Genomic DNA, 14,919 nt, shown 5'->3' on the forward strand with positions numbered 1-14,919 from the left:
GAGTGGCGGGTCAGACGGAGGACGGCACGTCGGTCCACGCCTCCGGCGCCGGGGTCACGCCGTCGCGGACGACGGTGCCCTCGATCAGGCCGTAGGGGCGGTCCGCGGCGTGGAACACCTCGTTCGGGTTCTTGAGCCCGAACGGCGACAGGTCGGACAGGAAGTGGTGCTTGTTGGGCATCGCGAAGCGGATCTCGGCGACGCCGTCGCAGGCCTCGATCGCGGCCCGGCCCATCTCGTAGAGCGACTGCTGCAGCGCGAGCGAGTGGGTGGTGGCGAACGACGACAGCATCGCCGCGCCGATCGCGTCGTAGGCGCCGTTGAAGTCGATCCCGGCGGCGACGGCGTCGGGCAGGTAGCGCCAGCGCGCGGTGACCGAGGTGGCGAGGATGCGGTCGTCGGTCTCGACGAGGGTCGTGTACCGGTCGCGCGGGAAGCCGTGGAACTCGCTGCCGGTGGACTTCAGCACGGTGAGGTCCTTCAGCCCGGCGGTGACGTGGGTGGCTCCGCCGGTCTTCTGCACCGTCGCCAGCCGGGTGGCCCGGCCCTTCCGGACGAACGAGTGGTCGTGGCCGGCGCCGTCGACGACGATCCGCTCCCACTCGTACTGCTCGGCCTGCCAGAGCCCGCCGGTGATCCAGTCGAACTCGCCGGTGAAGTGGTTGCCGAGCAGCAGCAGGAACTCCTCGGGCGAGGTGATGCCGTGCTCGGACGCGAAGGCGTACACCACGTTCTTCTGGGTGTCGGTGGCGACGACCTTGGAGTTGTCGCCGGTCAGGTAGCTGCTCTCGAGCGCGGCGCCGCGCAGCTGGCTGGTCACGTTGAGGTCGGTGATCTCGTGCCGGGCGGTGTCGCGCACGACCCGCACCACGCGGACCTCCGCCTTGCCGTACTTGTTGTCGCCGAGGTGGACCGAGACGGACATGATCAGCTCCCGAGATAGGTGGAGTAGGAGTAGGGCGACAGCAGCAGCGGGACGTGGTGGTGGCGGTCGGTGCGCTCCGGGCGGAACGCGATCGACACCTCCGGGAAGAACGGGCTCGGCGTGGTGAACGTGATCCGGTGCAGCACCCCCGCGGTGAGCGCGGCGGACTCCGGGGCGCGCCAGCGGCCGTCGTCGTCGGTGGTGCCCGACGCCAGCACGGTCCCGTCGGCGCCGGTCAGGGTGACCGGGACGCCGGTGGCCGGGCGGCCCGCCGCGGCGTCGAGGACGTGGGTGGAGAAGCTGCTCATGCCAGCACCTGCCGCATCCGCAGCGCGGTGATCTCGGCCAGCTGCCCGGCGGCCTCGGCGCGCTCGGCGGCCGGGTCGTTGCCCAGCCTGCGCTCCAGCTCCGCGAGGATCTGCCCGGCGTCGCGGCCGGCGGCCCGGATCAGGAACACGTGGCCGAAGCGCTGCTCGTAGGCGGCGTTGCCGGCGGCGAGCCGGGCGGCGGTGTCCGCGCCGCTGTCCACACCGGACTGCTCGGAACGGGAGAACGCGGCGCCGTCGGCGTGGGCGCCGCCGGGTCGCTCGCCGATCCGGGGGTGCCCGGCCAGCGCGGCGTCGATCTCGGCGCTGTCCAGGGCGAGGACCGCCTTCTCCGCCGCGGCGACGGCGTCGTCGACGCTGCCGTACGGGCGCCCGGCCAGCATCCGGTCCGCCCACACCGGCGAGGTGGCGCAGGCACGCAGGGCCGGGCGCAGCTCGTCGGGCGGGGCGGTGTTGAGTCGGTCGAGGGTCAGGTCGTCCGGCATGGGTCCTGCTTCCGTGCTCGTTCCGTGAGTTTCACGATGCGGAATCGTGGTTCCGAAGTGTCATCAGTGTTGGTTTCGCGACGGGGAGGTGTCAAGGGTCACTCCGTCGAGCGGCTCCGTCCGCGGCGGGGTCCGGCCGACCAGGCTGCGGGACACGGCGCCGGGGGACACCGGACCCGGCCGGTTCGTCACGTACTCGTCCCGCCGCGCAAGGAGATCGTCATCCGACGCCGGTTGTGTCCGGTGTGCGTGGTTCCGGCGTCACGCAGTCGTGACCCGCGGGCAACCGGCGCCGTCGTTGCGGAACGCAGCATTCCTCATCGGTGGTCCCACCGACCCGGCCACCGTGGGGGCATCGGATGACACAGGAGATGAACCGGCCGGCACCGGCGGCGTCGGAGGCCGGGGCCGCGCGCGAGACGCTGGAGGACTACACGCTGCGGTTCGCGCCGCGCAGCTACCGCCGCTGGTCGCCCGGCGTGGTCGGGGTGACCGCGCTGGGCGGCATCGCCTACCTCGCGGACTTCGCGATCGGCGCCAACATCGGCATCGCCTACGGCACGACGAACGCGCTCTGGGGCATCGCGGTGTTCGCGCTGGTCGTCATCGCGACCGGGCTGCCGCTGGCGTACTACGCGGCCCGCTACAACCTCGACCTGGACCTGATCACCCGCGGCAGCGGCTTCGGCTACTACGGCTCGATCCTGACCAACGTCATCTTCGCGACGTTCACCTTCATCTTCTTCGCCCTCGAGGGCTCGATCATGGCCCAGGGCCTGCAGCTGGGCCTCGGCGTCCCGCTCTGGGCCGGCTACGCCGTCTCCACGGTGATCATCTTCCCGCTGGTCGTGTACGGGATGTCGCTGCTGTCGACCCTGCAGGTGTGGACGACGCCGCTGTGGCTGGTCCTGATGGTGCTGCCGTTCGGCTACCTGCTGGTCGCGCACCCGGACTCGGTCTCGACCTTCCTGGCCTACCAGGGCGAGGACGGCCGGGGCGCGCCGAGCCTCGGCTCGGTCATGCTCGCCGCCGGGGTCTGCCTGTCGCTGATCGCCCAGATCGCCGAACAGATCGACTACCTGCGGTTCATGCCGCCGAAGACGCCGGAGAACGCGCGCCGCTGGTGGGCCGCGACCCTGCTCGCCGGGCCGGGCTGGGTGCTGTTCGGCGCCGCGAAGCAGGTCGTCGGGCTGTTCCTGGCGGTGTACCTGATCGCGAACGTCGCCGACGGCGCGACCGTCGCCAACGAGCCGGTGCACCAGTTCCTGTCGATCTACTCCGACCTGATGCCGGGCTGGCTGGCGATCACCCTGGCCGTCGTGCTGGTCGTCATCAGCCAGATCAAGATCAACGTCACGAACGCCTACTCCGGCTCGCTGGCCTGGACGAACTCCTTCACCCGGATCACCGGGACCTACCCCGGCCGGCTGGTGTTCCTCGGCGTCAACCTGGTGATCGCGCTGGTGCTGATGGAGGCGAACATGTTCGACTTCCTCAACACGATCCTCGGGTTCTACGCCAACATGGGCATCGCGTGGATCGTCGTCGTCGCCACCGACATCGTCGTGAACAAGTACCTGCTGGGGATCTCGCCGAAGGTCCCCGAGTTCCGCCGCGGGATGCTCCACGCGGTCAACCCGGTCGGGTTCGGATCGGTCGTCCTGGCGGGCGGGCTGTCGATCGCGGCGTTCTTCGGGCTGCTGGGGGAGGCGCTCGCGCCGTTCTCGCCGCTGGTCGCGATCGTGCTCGGCGTCGTCCTGCCGCCGGTGATCGCGGTCGCCACGAAGGGCCGGTACTACCTGCGCCGCCCGGACGACGGCATCGACCTGCCGATGTTCGACGAGCACGGCAATCCCTCGGACGCCGTGCTCGGCTGCCACGTGTGCGGCCAGGACCTGGAGCGCCCGGACATGACGGCCTGCACCGCCCACGACGCGCACGTCTGCTCGCTGTGCCTGAGCACCGACCGGGCGCGGGAGCACGTGCTCCCGGCCCAGGGGTGATCACGACCGGCGAGGGGATCGGTGCCGGATCCGGCACCGATCCCCTCACCGGTGCCGATCATGGTCCGACGGGGTGCGAGGCCGCCGCGGCGACCGCCCCGGCCAGCCGCCGGGCGGCGGTGACCGCGTCGTGGCCGACGGCCGTCGCGAGCATCCCGCGCACGGCCAGGGGCGACAGGCTCCAGCCCTCCCCGCAGGCCGGGGACACCGGCTCGCCGCCGGGGCCGATCACGACCTCGGTGCCCAGCACCCGGTGCCCGGCCAGGTGGGCGGGGGAGGCGTCGAGCAGCGGGTCGCCGATCTCCTGGGTCTGCACCAGCAGTGGGCGGCCGTCCTCGGTGACCCGGACGGTGCCCCGGTAGCGGCCGGCCCGCTCGCCGGTCCGCCCGGCGACGAGCACGTCACGGGCGTGCAGCGTCGCCGTCGGGGCCAGCCGCACGTCCAACACGGTCTCGTGGTCGGCGCGGGCGGTGACCACCGTCGGCTCGGGGCGGTAGGTCAGCGACCCGCCGTCGGCGACGGTGGCGCGCAGCACGGTGCGGCTCGGTCGTCCCGCCCCGGGCAGCGCGACGGCGGCGGCGACGCCGGTCAGCACCAGGTGGGCGCCGGGCCCGACGGTGACGGTGAGCTCGACGTCGTCGCCGGCCAGCGGGGTCGACGCCGACCCCACCAGGTGCACGACGGCCTCGGGGCACGCCGCGCCGGCCACCCCGCGCCGCGGCACCAGCGCGAGCGGGGCCTGCGCCCGCAGCGCCGTCACGACCGTGCGGCCCTCCCGCGCCACGACGCCCAGCTGCGCGCAGGCCCGCACCTCAGACCGTCGCCCGGACCGCGGCGACCTGCTCGCACACCCACGCCCCGACCCGCGCGGCGCCCGGGTCCTCGACCAGCGACTGCGCGATCACCGGCAGCTCCCCGCGGATCCGCGCGGCGTCCCCGGTCATCACGGCGAGGTCGGCGCCGACCAGCGGCGCCAGGTCGGTCTTGTTGATCACCAGCAGGTCGGCGGTGGTGACACCAGGGCCGCCCTTGCGGGGCACCTTGTCCCCGCCCGCGACGTCGACGACGAAGATCTGCCGGTCCACCAGCCCCCGCGAGAACACCGCGGTGAGGTTGTCCCCGCCGGACTCGACGAGGACCAGCTCCAGGGCCTCGTCACCGGAGAACCGCTCCTCGAGCAGGTCGATCGCGTCCAGGTTGGCGGTGATGTCGTCGCGGATCGCGGTGTGCGGGCAGCAGCCCGTCTGCACCGCCTCGACCCGCTCCGGGGGCAGGACGGCGTTGCGGCGCAGGAAGTCCGCGTCCTCGGTGGTGTAGATGTCGTTGGTGACCACGGCCAGGCGCACCCGCCCGGCGAGGCTGCGGGCCAGCGCCGCGACCAGGGCGGTCTTGCCCGAGCCGACCGGGCCGCCGATGCCGATGCGCACGGCGCGGCCGCCGGTCGGGGCGGGTGCGTGGTGGTCGTGGTCGGCGACGGTCGGGTCGAAGCTGATCACGTGACCGTGCCCGTGACCGGCGCCGGTGGGTTCAGGAGGCAAACAGACGCACCCTCTCGCGGTGGTGGTGGACGTGGGACTCGGCCATGAGGTCGAGCACCGGCGCACCGGGCGCCGGGAGGTCCTCGGGCGGGCCGTCCGCCAAGGACGCGGCCTCGTCGACGACGGCGGCCAGGTCGTCGCCGAGCGCGACGATCGCGGCGTTCACGGCGAACGGGTCCAGCCCGAGCAGCCGCACCGCCGCCGACGCCGGTCCGGAGACGGCCAGGTAGGCGACGCAGCGGGCCGCGGCCGACGGCGGCTCCCCGGTCCCGCCGATCACCGCGCCGGTCAGCAGCGGGTGGTGCGGGCGGGGGTGGGCGGTGAGCAGGGCACCCAGCACCGGCGCCGGCCACGCCGCCCGCACCGCCCGCAGCGACGCCCGGCCCTGGGCCCGGGACGCCTCCCGCTGCGCCACCGAGGGGGTGCGGGCGTCGAGCGCGGCGTCCAGGGCCGCCCACCCGTCGCCCCCACCGTCGACGGCGAGCTGCGCGGCCGCCGCGGCGGCGCAGGCGGCGACCCGGCCCGCGGTGCGCAGCCGCCCCCGCAGGAACGCGTGCAGCGAGGCGACGTCGCCGACCAGGCCGCGCTCGGCGGCCTCCTCCAGGCCACCGGAGTGCACGTGCCCGCCGCCGGGGAACCGGGCGTCGGACAGGACGAGCGAGGCGAGCATCAGAACAGGAAGTACCGCTGCGCCATCGGCAGCTCGGCGACCGGGGCGGGCTCGACGACGTCCCCGTCGATCGTCACGGTGAACGAGTCCGGGTCGACCCGCACGTCCGGGGTGGCGTCGTTGAGCAGCATCCCGGCCTTGCGCACCGAGCGGGTGTCGGCCACCGGCACCGCGGGCGTCGCCAGGCCGAGCCGGTCGGGGACGCCGTCGGCCAGCGCCGAGGGGGCCATGAACGTCAGCGATCCCAGCGCCGCGGGGATGTGGGCGTAGCCGAACATGGGCCGCCCGTAGACCGGGCCCGGGGTCGGGATGGAGGCGTTCGCGTCGCCCATCTGCGCCCACACGGCGAACCCGCCCTTGAGCACGACCTCGGGGCGCACCCCGAAGAACTTCGGCTCCCACAGCACCAGGTCGGCGAGCTTCCCGACCTCCACCGAGCCGACGTGGTCGGCGGCACCGTGCGCCAGCGCCGGGTTGATCGTGTACTTCGCGACGTAGCGCCGGGCGCGCAGGTTGTCGGCGCGGTCGGAGTCACCGGGCAGCGGCCCGCGGGCGGCCTTCATGACGTGTGCGGTCTGCCAGGTCCGGATGACGACCTCGCCGATGCGGCCCATCGCCTGGGAGTCCGAGCTCATCATCGAGATCGCGCCCAGGTCGTGCAGCACGTCCTCGGCGGCGATCGTCGTCGGGCGGATCCGGGACTCGGCGAAGGCCAGGTCCTCGGGCACCGACGGGTTCAGGTGGTGGCACACCATGAGCATGTCGAGGTGCTCGTCGAGGGTGTTGACGGTGTGCGGACGGGTCGGGTTCGTCGACGACGGCAGCACGTGCGAGGTGCCGACGACCTCGATGATGTCCGGGGCGTGCCCGCCGCCCGCGCCCTCGGTGTGGAAGGCGTTGATCGAGCGGCCGTCGATCGCGGCCAGGGTGGACTGCAGGAACCCGGCCTCGTTGAGGGTGTCGGTGTGGATCGCGGCCTGCACGCCGGTCTCCTCGCACACCCGCAGACAGACGTCGATCGCCGACGGGGTGGTGCCCCAGTCCTCGTGCAGCTTGAACCCGCCCGCCCCGGCGCGCAGCTGCTCGTGCAGCGCCCCGGCCGAGGTGGTGTTGCCCTTGCCCATCAGCAGGAGGTTCACCGGCTGGTGGTCCATCGCCTGCAGCATCCGGGAGATGTTCCACGGGCCGGGCGTCACGGTCGTGGCCTTGGACCCGTCGACCGGGCCGGTGCCGCCGCCGAACAGCGTGGTGACCCCGGAGGCGAGCGCGGTCTCGACCAGCTGCGGGCAGATGAGGTGCACGTGCGCGTCGATCGCGCCGGCGGTGAGGATGCGCCCGTTGCCCGACAGCACCTCGGTCCCGGGCCCGATCACCAGCGCCGGGTCGACCCCGTCCATGGTGTCCGGGTTCCCGGCCTTGCCGATACCGACGATGCGGCCGTCCTTCACCCCGACGTCGGCCTTCACCACGCCCCAGTGGTCGAGCACGACGGCGCCGGTGATCACCAGGTCCGGGCAGTCCGCGGCCAGGACGGCCGCCTGACCCATCGACTCCCGGATCACCTTGCCGCCGCCGAACATGACCTCGTCGCCGGACGCCGGGCCGCGCGAGCGGTCCTCGGTGACCTCGATCAGCAGGTTCGTGTCGGCGAGCCGGATCCGGTCCCCGACGGTCGGGCCGTAGAGGTCGGCGTAGCGCGCGCGGTCGATGCTCACTGCTCGTAGCTCCGCTCGTCGAGGGCGCCGGCACGTTCCGGACGCAGGCCGGGGACCCGGCGCGCCCCGGCGATCGGCACCAGCGTCACCTCGCGCTCCACCCCGGGCTCGAACCGCACCGACGTCCCGGCGGGGACGTCGAGCCGGTGCCCCCACGCGGCGTCGCGGTCGAAGGACAGGCCGGGGTTCGCGGCGGCGAAGTGGTAGTGCGACCCGACCTGCACCGGGCGGTCCGCGGCGTTGACCACGGTGAGCGTCAGCCGGGGGCGGCCGGGGTGCAGCTCGACCGGCTCGGTGCCGACGAGGATCTCGCCGGGGGTCACGCGATCGGCCCGTGGACGGTGACGAGCTTCGTGCCGTCCGGGAAGGTGGCCTCGACCTGCACCGAGTCGAGCATCTCCGGGACGCCGTCGAGGACGTCGTCGCGGGTCAGGACCTCCCGGCCGCTGCTCATCAGCTCGCTGACGGTGCGGCCGTCGCGGGCGCCCTCCAGGACGTGCTCGGTGATCAGCGCGACCGACTCCGGGTAGTTCATCCGCAGACCCCGCTCCCGACGCCTGCGGGCGACGTCGGCGGCGACGTGGACGAGGAGCTTGTCGCGCTCGCTCGGGCTGAGGTGCATGCCCCGCATTGTCTCCGGTCCCGGGTTGCGACGGGATTGCCGGGAGGTTCCGAACGGTGTCCCGCCGGGGGCCCGATGTCCGGGTCGACTGTCGGAACCTACGAAAGCCCCGCGACGAGCGGCCCGGGGTTCGTCGGGGACGGCGGTGCCGGGCGGTCCCGGCCCGGGCGCATGGTGATGCAGGTCGCAATCCGGCCCCCTCAGCGCGCCCTGCCCCGTCACACCCTCCGGCTCCCATCGAGGTCACCGATGCGCCTGCGCCGATCCACCAGCCGAACCACCGATCCCGCCCGTCCCGTCCACCCGGTCGACCGGGTGCCGCCCGCCGGACGGCTCGCCGTCTACGGCATGCAGCACGTGCTGGCGTTCTACGCCGGCGCCGTCGTCGTGCCGATCCTGCTCGCCAACGCCATCGGTCTCGACGAGCGCCAGCTCATCCACCTGATCAACGCCGACCTGTTCACCTGCGGCATCGCCTCGATCCTGCAGTCTGTCGGGATCGGCCGGATCGGGGTGCGGCTGCCGCTGCTGCAGGGCGTCACGTTCACCGCGGTCTCGCCGATGATCGCGATCGGGCTCGCCGCGGGTGGTGGCACCGCCGGGCTCACCACCATCTACGGCGCGGTGATCGTCGCCGGGCTGGTCACCTTCCTCGCCGCGCCCTACGTCGCGCGGCTGCTGCGGTTCTTCCCGCCGGTCGTCACCGGCACGGTGATCACCGTGATCGGGCTGGCGCTGCTGCCGGTCGCCGCGACCGACGCCGTCGGCGGCGCGAACGCCCCCGACCCCGGCAACCCGCTCTACCTGGGGCTCGCCCTCGGGACGCTCGCGGTGATCGTGCTGATCCAGCGGCTGTTCCGCGGCTTCCTCGCCACCGTCGCGGTGCTCGCCGGGCTCGTGCTCGGGACACTCGCCGCGGTGCCGTTCGGGCTGGTCGACCTGTCCGCGGTGGGGGAGTCGGACTGGGTCGGGGTGACCACGCCGTTCCACTTCGGCTGGCCGCAGTTCTCGATCGCCGCGATCCTGTCGATGATCGTCGTCATGATGATCACCGCGGTCGAGACGACCGGCGACGTGATCGCGACCGGCGAGATCGTCGACCGGAAGGTGGGCCCGGACGACGTCGCCCGCGCCCTGCGCGCCGACGGCGTCGCCACCACCCTGGGCGGGGTCCTCAACTCCTTCCCCTACACCTGCTTCGCCGAGAACGTCGGCCTCGTCCGGCTCACCCGGGTCTCCAGCCGCTGGGTGGTCGCCGCCGCGGGCGGCTTCATGATCCTCATCGGGCTGGTGCCGAAGGCCGGGGCGCTGGTCGCGGCGGTGCCGCACCCGGTGCTGGGCGGGGCGGCGCTGGCGATGTTCGCGACCGTCGCCGTCGTCGGGATCCAGACGCTGTCGCGGGTCGACTTCCGCGACCACCGCAACGTCGTCGTGGTCGGGTCCGGGCTCGGGGTGGCGTTGTTCGTGACCGTGCAGCCGGACGTGGCGCAGGCCCTGCCGGAGTGGGCGGGCATCGTGCTCGGCTCCGGGATCACCGCGGGCAGCGTCGTCGCGATCGGGCTCAACCTGCTGTTCTTCCACACCGGGCGCCGCCGCGGCGCCGCCCCCGCGACGGCCGGCGGGGACACCGTGACCTTCGACCGGCTCGCCGCCGCCGACGCCGGTGAGTTCGCCGCGGTCCTCGGGCGGCTGTTCGAGGGACCGACCGCGGTGCCCGGGCGGGTGCACGCCCGCGGCCCCTTCACCGACGCCACGGCGCTGCGCGCCGCGGTGCAGGACGAGCTGTTCGCCGCGCCGCCCGAGGAGCAGCGGGCGCTGATGGGCCACTACCCCGATCTGGGCGGTCTGGTGGGCACCGGCTCCGCCGCCCCGGCGCCCGCCCGCGACGGGGGCACCGCGACCACGGGCGCCGGCGCGGCGGCACTGCGCGACCGGGCCGGTCTGGCCCTGCTCGACGGCGACGACCGCGCCGAGCTCGGCCGGCTCGCCGCGGCCTACCGGGAGCGGTTCGGCTTCCCACTGATCGTGTGCCTGCGCGACGCCGGGGACCGCGGCGCCCTGCTCGCGACCGCGCGACGCCGGCTCACCCACCCGCCGGCGCAGGAGCACGCGGCCGCGCTCGTCGCCGTCGCGACCGTCGCCGGGCACCGCTTCGACGACCTCGTGTCCGGCTGAGCGTCCGGCCGGGCCACCGACCGGGCCGTCCGGCCGGCGCGGGACGTCCGCGCCGGCCGTCGCGGTCGTTCCGGGCCGGTACGGTGGCGGCGTGGACCTGGCGATCGGACGGCGCGCGCGGGCGGGGGCGGCCCTGCTGGTCGCGTCGCTGCTCCTGCTCGCCCCGGTCCTGCTGCCCGCCGACGTCGACACCGGTCTCGTCGGCGCCGTCGTCGCGCTCGCCGTCCTCGCCTGGGCGGGGCACCGCGAGCTCGGCGCGATCCACCTCGTCGCCACCGCCGCGACCACCCCGGTCCGCGAGGCCCGCCGGGCCCGGACCCGGGCCGGGACCGTCCGCCAGACCGACCCCGACGCGGCCGGCCGTGCCCGGCCCCGCGCCCCGGGAGCGCTCCGCCCGGAGCAGGTCCCCGGCACCGTCGCGGCCGCCTGACGCGCGCGGTCCGCCGGCCGGTGCGCGGTGCGCACCGGACCGTCGTCGTCCCTGCTCCGGGACCCGTCCCGCCCCTCGGACGTCCCTGGAGTGATCCGTGCTCGACTTCCTGTACTACCCCGTCTCCTTCGTCATGCGCTTGTGGCACGAGCTGTTCGGCGCCCTGTTCGGACCCGCCACCGGGCTGTCCTGGGCGCTGTCCGTGGTGTTCCTCGTGCTCACCGTCCGGGCGCTGCTGGTGCGCTCGGCCTGGACCCGGATGCGGGCCGCCCGGATCGGCCGCGCACTGGCCCCGCAGGTCGCCCGGCTCCGCGAACGCCACCGCGGCGACGCCCGGGCCCTGGCCGAGGCGACCGCCGCGCTGCACCGCACGCACGGCTCGTCGCCGGTCGCCGGGCTCGGGGTGGTCTTCCTGCAGATCCCGGTGTTCGTCGCGCTGCTGCACGTGCTGCGCTCGTTCAACCGGCCCGGCCTGACCTTCGAGCAGAACGCCGCGATCGCCAACTACGCCTTCCCGCCCGACCAGGTCGCCTCGTTCCTGCAGGCCCGGCTGTTCGGGGCGCCGCTGTCGGCGTGGCTGCGGATGCCCGCCGAGCAGCTCGCCGCGTTCGGGGGGACGCCCGTGGACGGGGCGGCGGTCGCCGTCGTGGTGGTCGTGCTGACCGTGCTCGCCGCGGTCTGCACCCACCTCAGCATGCGCTACGCCCGGGTCGACCCGGGTGCCGCGCCGCAGGGCGCCGCCCGGGTCCTCGCGACCCTGCCCTGGATCGCACCGGTCGGCGTCCTCGCCGGCGGGCTGCTCTACCCGGCGCCGGTCGCGCTGCTGCTCTACTGGATGACCGGCAGCGTCGCGACCCTGGTCCAGCAGCTCGTGCTCACCCGGCTGCTCGACCGCAGGCCACCGGTCGTCGTCGCCCCGCCGGCCCCGGAACGCAGCCGGGCGCCACGGCCGGGGGCCAAGCCGGTGCGCCGCCGCCCCGCCGGTGCCCGCCGCTGAGCCGCCGTCAGCGCGAGCGCAGCGCCAGGTAGAGGTCGACGCGGTCGGCGAACGACGACGGGTCGCGCCCGGTCAGCTCCGCCACCCGGCCGATCCGGTACCGGACGGTGTTGACGTGCAGGTGCAGCCGGGCCGCGGTCCGGTTCCACGACCCGGACTCGTCGAGGAAGACCTCCAGGGTCTCCAGCAGCCCGGTGCCCGACCGCGCGTCGTGGTCGAGCACCGGGCCGAGGACCTGGGCGGCGAAGCCGCGCCGCACGTCGTCGGGGACCCCCGCCAGCAGCGCCACGTGCGAGGTGATCTCCCCGGCCCGCACCGAGGTCACCGGGCCGGACCGGGCCGCCGCCAGCCCCGCGGCGTGCCCGGCCTCGGCGAGCGCACCGGACAGCGCGTCCGCCGCCGACGGCCGCGACACCCCGGCCGAGAGTCGGCCGCCGGCCAGGCCCGGCCCGAGCCGGTGCACCGCGGCCAGCACCTGCTCCACCGGGTCCGGGGCGTCCCGGGCCCCGGGCACCGCGACGACGGCGACCGCGTCGCCGCCCTGCACCCCGACCGCGGCCGGGCCGGTGCCGACCAGCGCGTCGAGCAGCACGGTGTGCGCGGTGTCGGCCGGGTCCGCGACGCCCGAGGCGCGCAGCACGACCACGGCGAGGGTCCCGTCCGGCTCGACCCCGGCCTGGCGCAGCCGCACCCGGGTCTCGGGGCGGTCGCCGGTGTCGGCGGCGATCCGGGCCAGCGCGTCGTCGGCGATCGGGCGGGCCACCGCCGCACCCTCCCGGCGCCGGGACCGGTCCAGTGCGGCGATCGCGGCCAGCTCCCCGACGGCGTCGACGGCGTCGGTACCCGCCTGCTGCACGCCCGGCGGCAGCTGGGCCGCGACCAGCCAGCCGGTGGCCCGGGCGGTCCCCGGTGCCGCGGGCACCACCAGGTGCGCCGCACCCGCCGGGGCGGCCGGGACGGTCACCGGCAGCCGGCCCGCGGTGAGGAACCCGGCGACGACGGCGTCCCGCTCGGCGTCGGGCAGGCCCGGCCCGGCGAGCAGCCCGCCCGCCGCGGTCAGCACCCGGCAGACCAGGCCGGTGCCCGCCGACACCGACCCGGCCAGGTCGGCCAGCTCCGCGCCGCCGGCGAACGCGGCGAGCAGCCGCCGGTGCCGGCCCAGGGTGTGGGCGAGCCGGTCCCCGCGGGCCGCGGACAGCGCCCCGATCACCGCCTCGGTCACCGCGCCGAACGACACGTCCACCGGCACCGCGACCAGCACGAGGTCGTGGCGTCGGCAGGCGTCGACGACGTCGGCCGGGATGTCGCCGAACACGGCCTCCCCGGCCACCAGCGCCGCCGCCCCGGACCGCGCGACCGCCGCGACGAACCGCTCCGAGTCCGCGGGCGTCCGCCGCCACACCAGGCCGGACACGACCAGCTCACCGCCGCCCAGGTAGCGCGACGGGTCGGGCAGGTCGGTCGGGTACACCCAGCGCACGGACCGGTCCAGGTCGGCCGCCGAGCCGTGCAGGACCCGCAGCCGCAGCTCCGGACGTGCGACGAGCTCCGAGAGCAGCATGGGAGGAACCTACAACTCGGTGCGCCGCGGGGGACCCCGATTCGTCACGGCGGTGCCTTCTCCCGGTGACCGGCGCGCGGTGCACTGGGTCCATGCAGCAGCCGAGCGCCGGCCGGACCGCACACCGGATCGCCATCGAGGGTGCCCACGTCGTCACCGTCACCGGGGAGGAACTCCGCGGGGGGCACGTCGTCGTCGAGGGGGAACGGATCGCGGAGGTCGGGTCCGGTCCCGCCCCGGCGGGGTCCTACGACCGCCGGGTCGACGCCCGCGGCTGCCTGCTCACCCCGGGCCTGGTCAACACCCACCACCACCTCTACCAGTGGGTGACCCGCGGGCTCGCCGTCGACCACACGCTGTTCGAGTGGCTGACCACGCTGTACCCGGTGTGGGCGGGCATCGACGAGCACGCCGTGCACACCGGCGCCACCGGCGCGCTGTCCGCGCTCGCGCTGTCGGGCTGCAGCACCACCACCGACCACCACTACGTCTTCCCCCGCGAGGGCGGTGACGTGCTCGGCGCCGAGATCCGTGCCGCGCAGCAGGTGGGGCTGAGGTTCCACCCGACCCGCGGCTCGATGGACCTCGGGCGCAGCGCGGGCGGGCTGCCGCCGGACCACGTCGTCTCCGACCGCGACGAGATCCTCGCCGCGTCCGCCGACGCCGTCGCCCGCTGGCACGACCCGTCGCCGGGGTCGATGCTGCGGATCGCGCTGGCCCCCTGCTCGCCGTTCTCGGTGACGGCCGAGCTGATGCGCGAGTCCGCGACGCTGGCCCGCGAGCTCGGGGTGCGGCTGCACACCCACCTCGCCGAGACCGACGACGAGGAGGCGTACTGCCGGGAGCGCTTCGGCGCCACCCCCACCGAGTACGTCGCCGACCTGGGCTGGACCGGGCCCGACGTGTGGTTCGCCCACACCGTGCACCTCGACGACGACGCGGTGAAGACGATCGGCGCGACCGGCACCGGCGTCGCGCACTGCCCCACCTCCAACGGCCGTCTCGGCGCGGGCATCGCGCGGGTCCGCGACCTCGTCGACGCGGGCGCCCGGGTCGGGATCGGTGTCGACGGCGCCGCCTCCAACGAGGGCACCCACCTGCTGGAGGACGTCAAGCACGCCGTCCTGTTCGCCCGCGCCGCGGTCGGCCCCCGTGCCCTGTCGGTGCGCGAGGCCCTGGAACTGGGCACGCTCGGCGGCGCCCGGGTGCTCGGTCGCGAGGACGAGATCGGGTCGATCGAGACCGGCAAGCTCGCCGACCTCGCCCTGTGGCGGCTCGACGGGTTCCGGCACCGCGACGTCGCCGACCCGGTCGCCGCCCTCGTCCTGGGCACCCCGCCGCCGCTGGAGCTGCTGCTCGTGCACGGCCGCCCGGTCGTCGAACGGGACACCGTGCTCACCGTCGACACCGACACCGTCGCCGCCGAGTGCGCCGCCGTGCACCGCGACCTCGTGGCCAAGGCCGGGTGAGCG

At 75.0% G+C, this 14,919-nt stretch carries 15 protein-coding genes; 5 read left to right on the top strand and 10 right to left on the bottom strand.

All coding sequences use genetic code 11. The features are described 5' to 3' along the window. Positions 1 to 10 precede the first annotated feature (10 nt). From pucL to uraD, 3 genes are read right to left on the bottom strand one after another with little or no spacing between them, the layout of a single operon-like run. Positions 11 to 925: a factor-independent urate hydroxylase gene (pucL, locus tag KPL57_RS47045; protein ID WP_226356949.1), complete on the bottom strand. Its 915-nt coding sequence runs from the start codon at positions 923 to 925 to the stop codon at positions 11 to 13. Positions 926 to 927: 2 nt separating this feature from the next. Beyond that, positions 928 to 1,233, bottom strand: coding sequence for a hydroxyisourate hydrolase (locus tag KPL57_RS47050; RefSeq protein ID WP_100877890.1), 306 nt, complete (start codon positions 1,231 to 1,233; stop codon positions 928 to 930). Further along, a complete protein-coding gene (uraD, locus tag KPL57_RS47055; RefSeq protein WP_226356950.1) occupies positions 1,230 to 1,736 on the bottom strand; it encodes a 2-oxo-4-hydroxy-4-carboxy-5-ureidoimidazoline decarboxylase in 507 nt (168 codons plus the stop codon). Before uraD ends, KPL57_RS47050 begins: the two co-directional genes overlap by 4 nt. Before the next feature lie 359 nt (positions 1,737 to 2,095). Between uraD and KPL57_RS47060 the strand changes: the two genes are divergently transcribed. Beyond that, on the top strand, positions 2,096 to 3,739 hold the full coding sequence (locus KPL57_RS47060) for a cytosine permease (RefSeq protein ID WP_226356951.1): 1,644 nt from the start codon (positions 2,096 to 2,098) through the stop codon (positions 3,737 to 3,739). A gap of 58 nt (positions 3,740 to 3,797) precedes the next feature. Here KPL57_RS47060 and KPL57_RS47065 read toward each other — a convergent pair whose 3' ends face one another. The 6 genes from KPL57_RS47065 to KPL57_RS47090 are packed head-to-tail and all read right to left on the bottom strand — an operon-like array spanning position 3,798 to position 8,284. Then, positions 3,798 to 4,550: an urease accessory protein UreD gene (locus tag KPL57_RS47065; protein WP_226356952.1), complete on the bottom strand. Its 753-nt coding sequence runs from the start codon at positions 4,548 to 4,550 to the stop codon at positions 3,798 to 3,800. Position 4,551: 1 nt separating this feature from the next. After that, positions 4,552 to 5,277, bottom strand: a complete 726-nt coding sequence (gene ureG / locus KPL57_RS47070) for an urease accessory protein UreG (protein WP_226356953.1) — start codon at positions 5,275 to 5,277, stop codon at positions 4,552 to 4,554. Further along, on the bottom strand, positions 5,267 to 5,950 hold the full coding sequence (locus tag KPL57_RS47075) for an urease accessory protein UreF (protein WP_226357488.1): 684 nt from the start codon (positions 5,948 to 5,950) through the stop codon (positions 5,267 to 5,269). The genes ureG and KPL57_RS47075 overlap by 11 nt, the downstream gene beginning before the upstream one ends. After that, positions 5,947 to 7,662, bottom strand: a complete 1,716-nt coding sequence (locus KPL57_RS47080; protein WP_226356954.1) for an urease subunit alpha — start codon at positions 7,660 to 7,662, stop codon at positions 5,947 to 5,949. The genes KPL57_RS47075 and KPL57_RS47080 overlap by 4 nt, the downstream gene beginning before the upstream one ends. Then, a complete protein-coding gene (locus tag KPL57_RS47085; RefSeq protein WP_226356955.1) occupies positions 7,659 to 7,985 on the bottom strand; it encodes an urease subunit beta in 327 nt (108 codons plus the stop codon). Before KPL57_RS47085 ends, KPL57_RS47080 begins: the two co-directional genes overlap by 4 nt. Then, a complete protein-coding gene (locus KPL57_RS47090) occupies positions 7,982 to 8,284 on the bottom strand; it encodes an urease subunit gamma (RefSeq protein WP_020622559.1) in 303 nt (100 codons plus the stop codon). The genes KPL57_RS47085 and KPL57_RS47090 overlap by 4 nt, the downstream gene beginning before the upstream one ends. 249 nt (positions 8,285 to 8,533) lie before the next feature. Here KPL57_RS47090 and KPL57_RS47095 point away from each other — a divergent pair, with 249 nt between their 5' ends. The 3 genes from KPL57_RS47095 to yidC all read left to right on the top strand — a co-directional run bounded on the left by KPL57_RS47095 (position 8,534) and on the right by yidC (position 11,886). Beyond that, entirely contained in the window at positions 8,534 to 10,459 is a 1,926-nt protein-coding gene (locus tag KPL57_RS47095; RefSeq protein ID WP_226356956.1) for a solute carrier family 23 protein, read from the top strand. 91 nt (positions 10,460 to 10,550) lie between these two features. Continuing rightward, complete coding sequence (locus tag KPL57_RS47100; RefSeq protein ID WP_226356957.1) at positions 10,551 to 10,889, top strand: DUF6412 domain-containing protein; 339 nt, start codon at positions 10,551 to 10,553, stop codon at positions 10,887 to 10,889. Between the two features lie 97 nt (positions 10,890 to 10,986). Next, positions 10,987 to 11,886 (top strand): membrane protein insertase YidC, encoded by a 900-nt coding sequence (gene yidC, locus KPL57_RS47105; RefSeq protein ID WP_226356958.1) that lies wholly within the window; start codon positions 10,987 to 10,989, stop codon positions 11,884 to 11,886. A gap of 7 nt (positions 11,887 to 11,893) precedes the next feature. On the opposite strand, the gene KPL57_RS47110 is transcribed toward yidC, so the two are convergent. Continuing rightward, positions 11,894 to 13,447, bottom strand: a complete 1,554-nt coding sequence (locus tag KPL57_RS47110; protein ID WP_226356959.1) for a PucR family transcriptional regulator ligand-binding domain-containing protein — start codon at positions 13,445 to 13,447, stop codon at positions 11,894 to 11,896. A 92-nt stretch (positions 13,448 to 13,539) separates the two neighbouring features. On the opposite strand from KPL57_RS47110, the gene KPL57_RS47115 reads away from it, so the two are divergent. Then, complete coding sequence (locus tag KPL57_RS47115; protein ID WP_226356960.1) at positions 13,540 to 14,916, top strand: 8-oxoguanine deaminase; 1,377 nt, start codon at positions 13,540 to 13,542, stop codon at positions 14,914 to 14,916. Positions 14,917 to 14,919 lie beyond the last annotated feature (3 nt).

Source organism: Pseudonocardia sp. ICBG601 (assembly GCF_020496245.1).

Excerpts from the sequence above, each read along its gene's own strand:
- pucL (WP_226356949.1), bottom strand. The coding sequence starts at position 925 with ATGTCCGTCTCGGTCCACCTCGGCGACAACAAGTACGGCAAGGCGGAG.
- KPL57_RS47050 (WP_100877890.1), bottom strand. The coding sequence starts at position 1,233 with ATGAGCAGCTTCTCCACCCACGTCCTCGACGCCGCGGCGGGCCGCCCG.
- uraD (WP_226356950.1), bottom strand. The coding sequence starts at position 1,736 with ATGCCGGACGACCTGACCCTCGACCGACTCAACACCGCCCCGCCCGAC.
- KPL57_RS47060 (WP_226356951.1), top strand. The coding sequence starts at position 2,096 with ATGACACAGGAGATGAACCGGCCGGCACCGGCGGCGTCGGAGGCCGGG.
- KPL57_RS47090 (WP_020622559.1), bottom strand. The coding sequence starts at position 8,284 with ATGCACCTCAGCCCGAGCGAGCGCGACAAGCTCCTCGTCCACGTCGCC.
- KPL57_RS47095 (WP_226356956.1), top strand. The coding sequence starts at position 8,534 with ATGCGCCTGCGCCGATCCACCAGCCGAACCACCGATCCCGCCCGTCCC.
- KPL57_RS47110 (WP_226356959.1), bottom strand. The coding sequence starts at position 13,447 with ATGCTGCTCTCGGAGCTCGTCGCACGTCCGGAGCTGCGGCTGCGGGTC.
- KPL57_RS47115 (WP_226356960.1), top strand. The coding sequence starts at position 13,540 with ATGCAGCAGCCGAGCGCCGGCCGGACCGCACACCGGATCGCCATCGAG.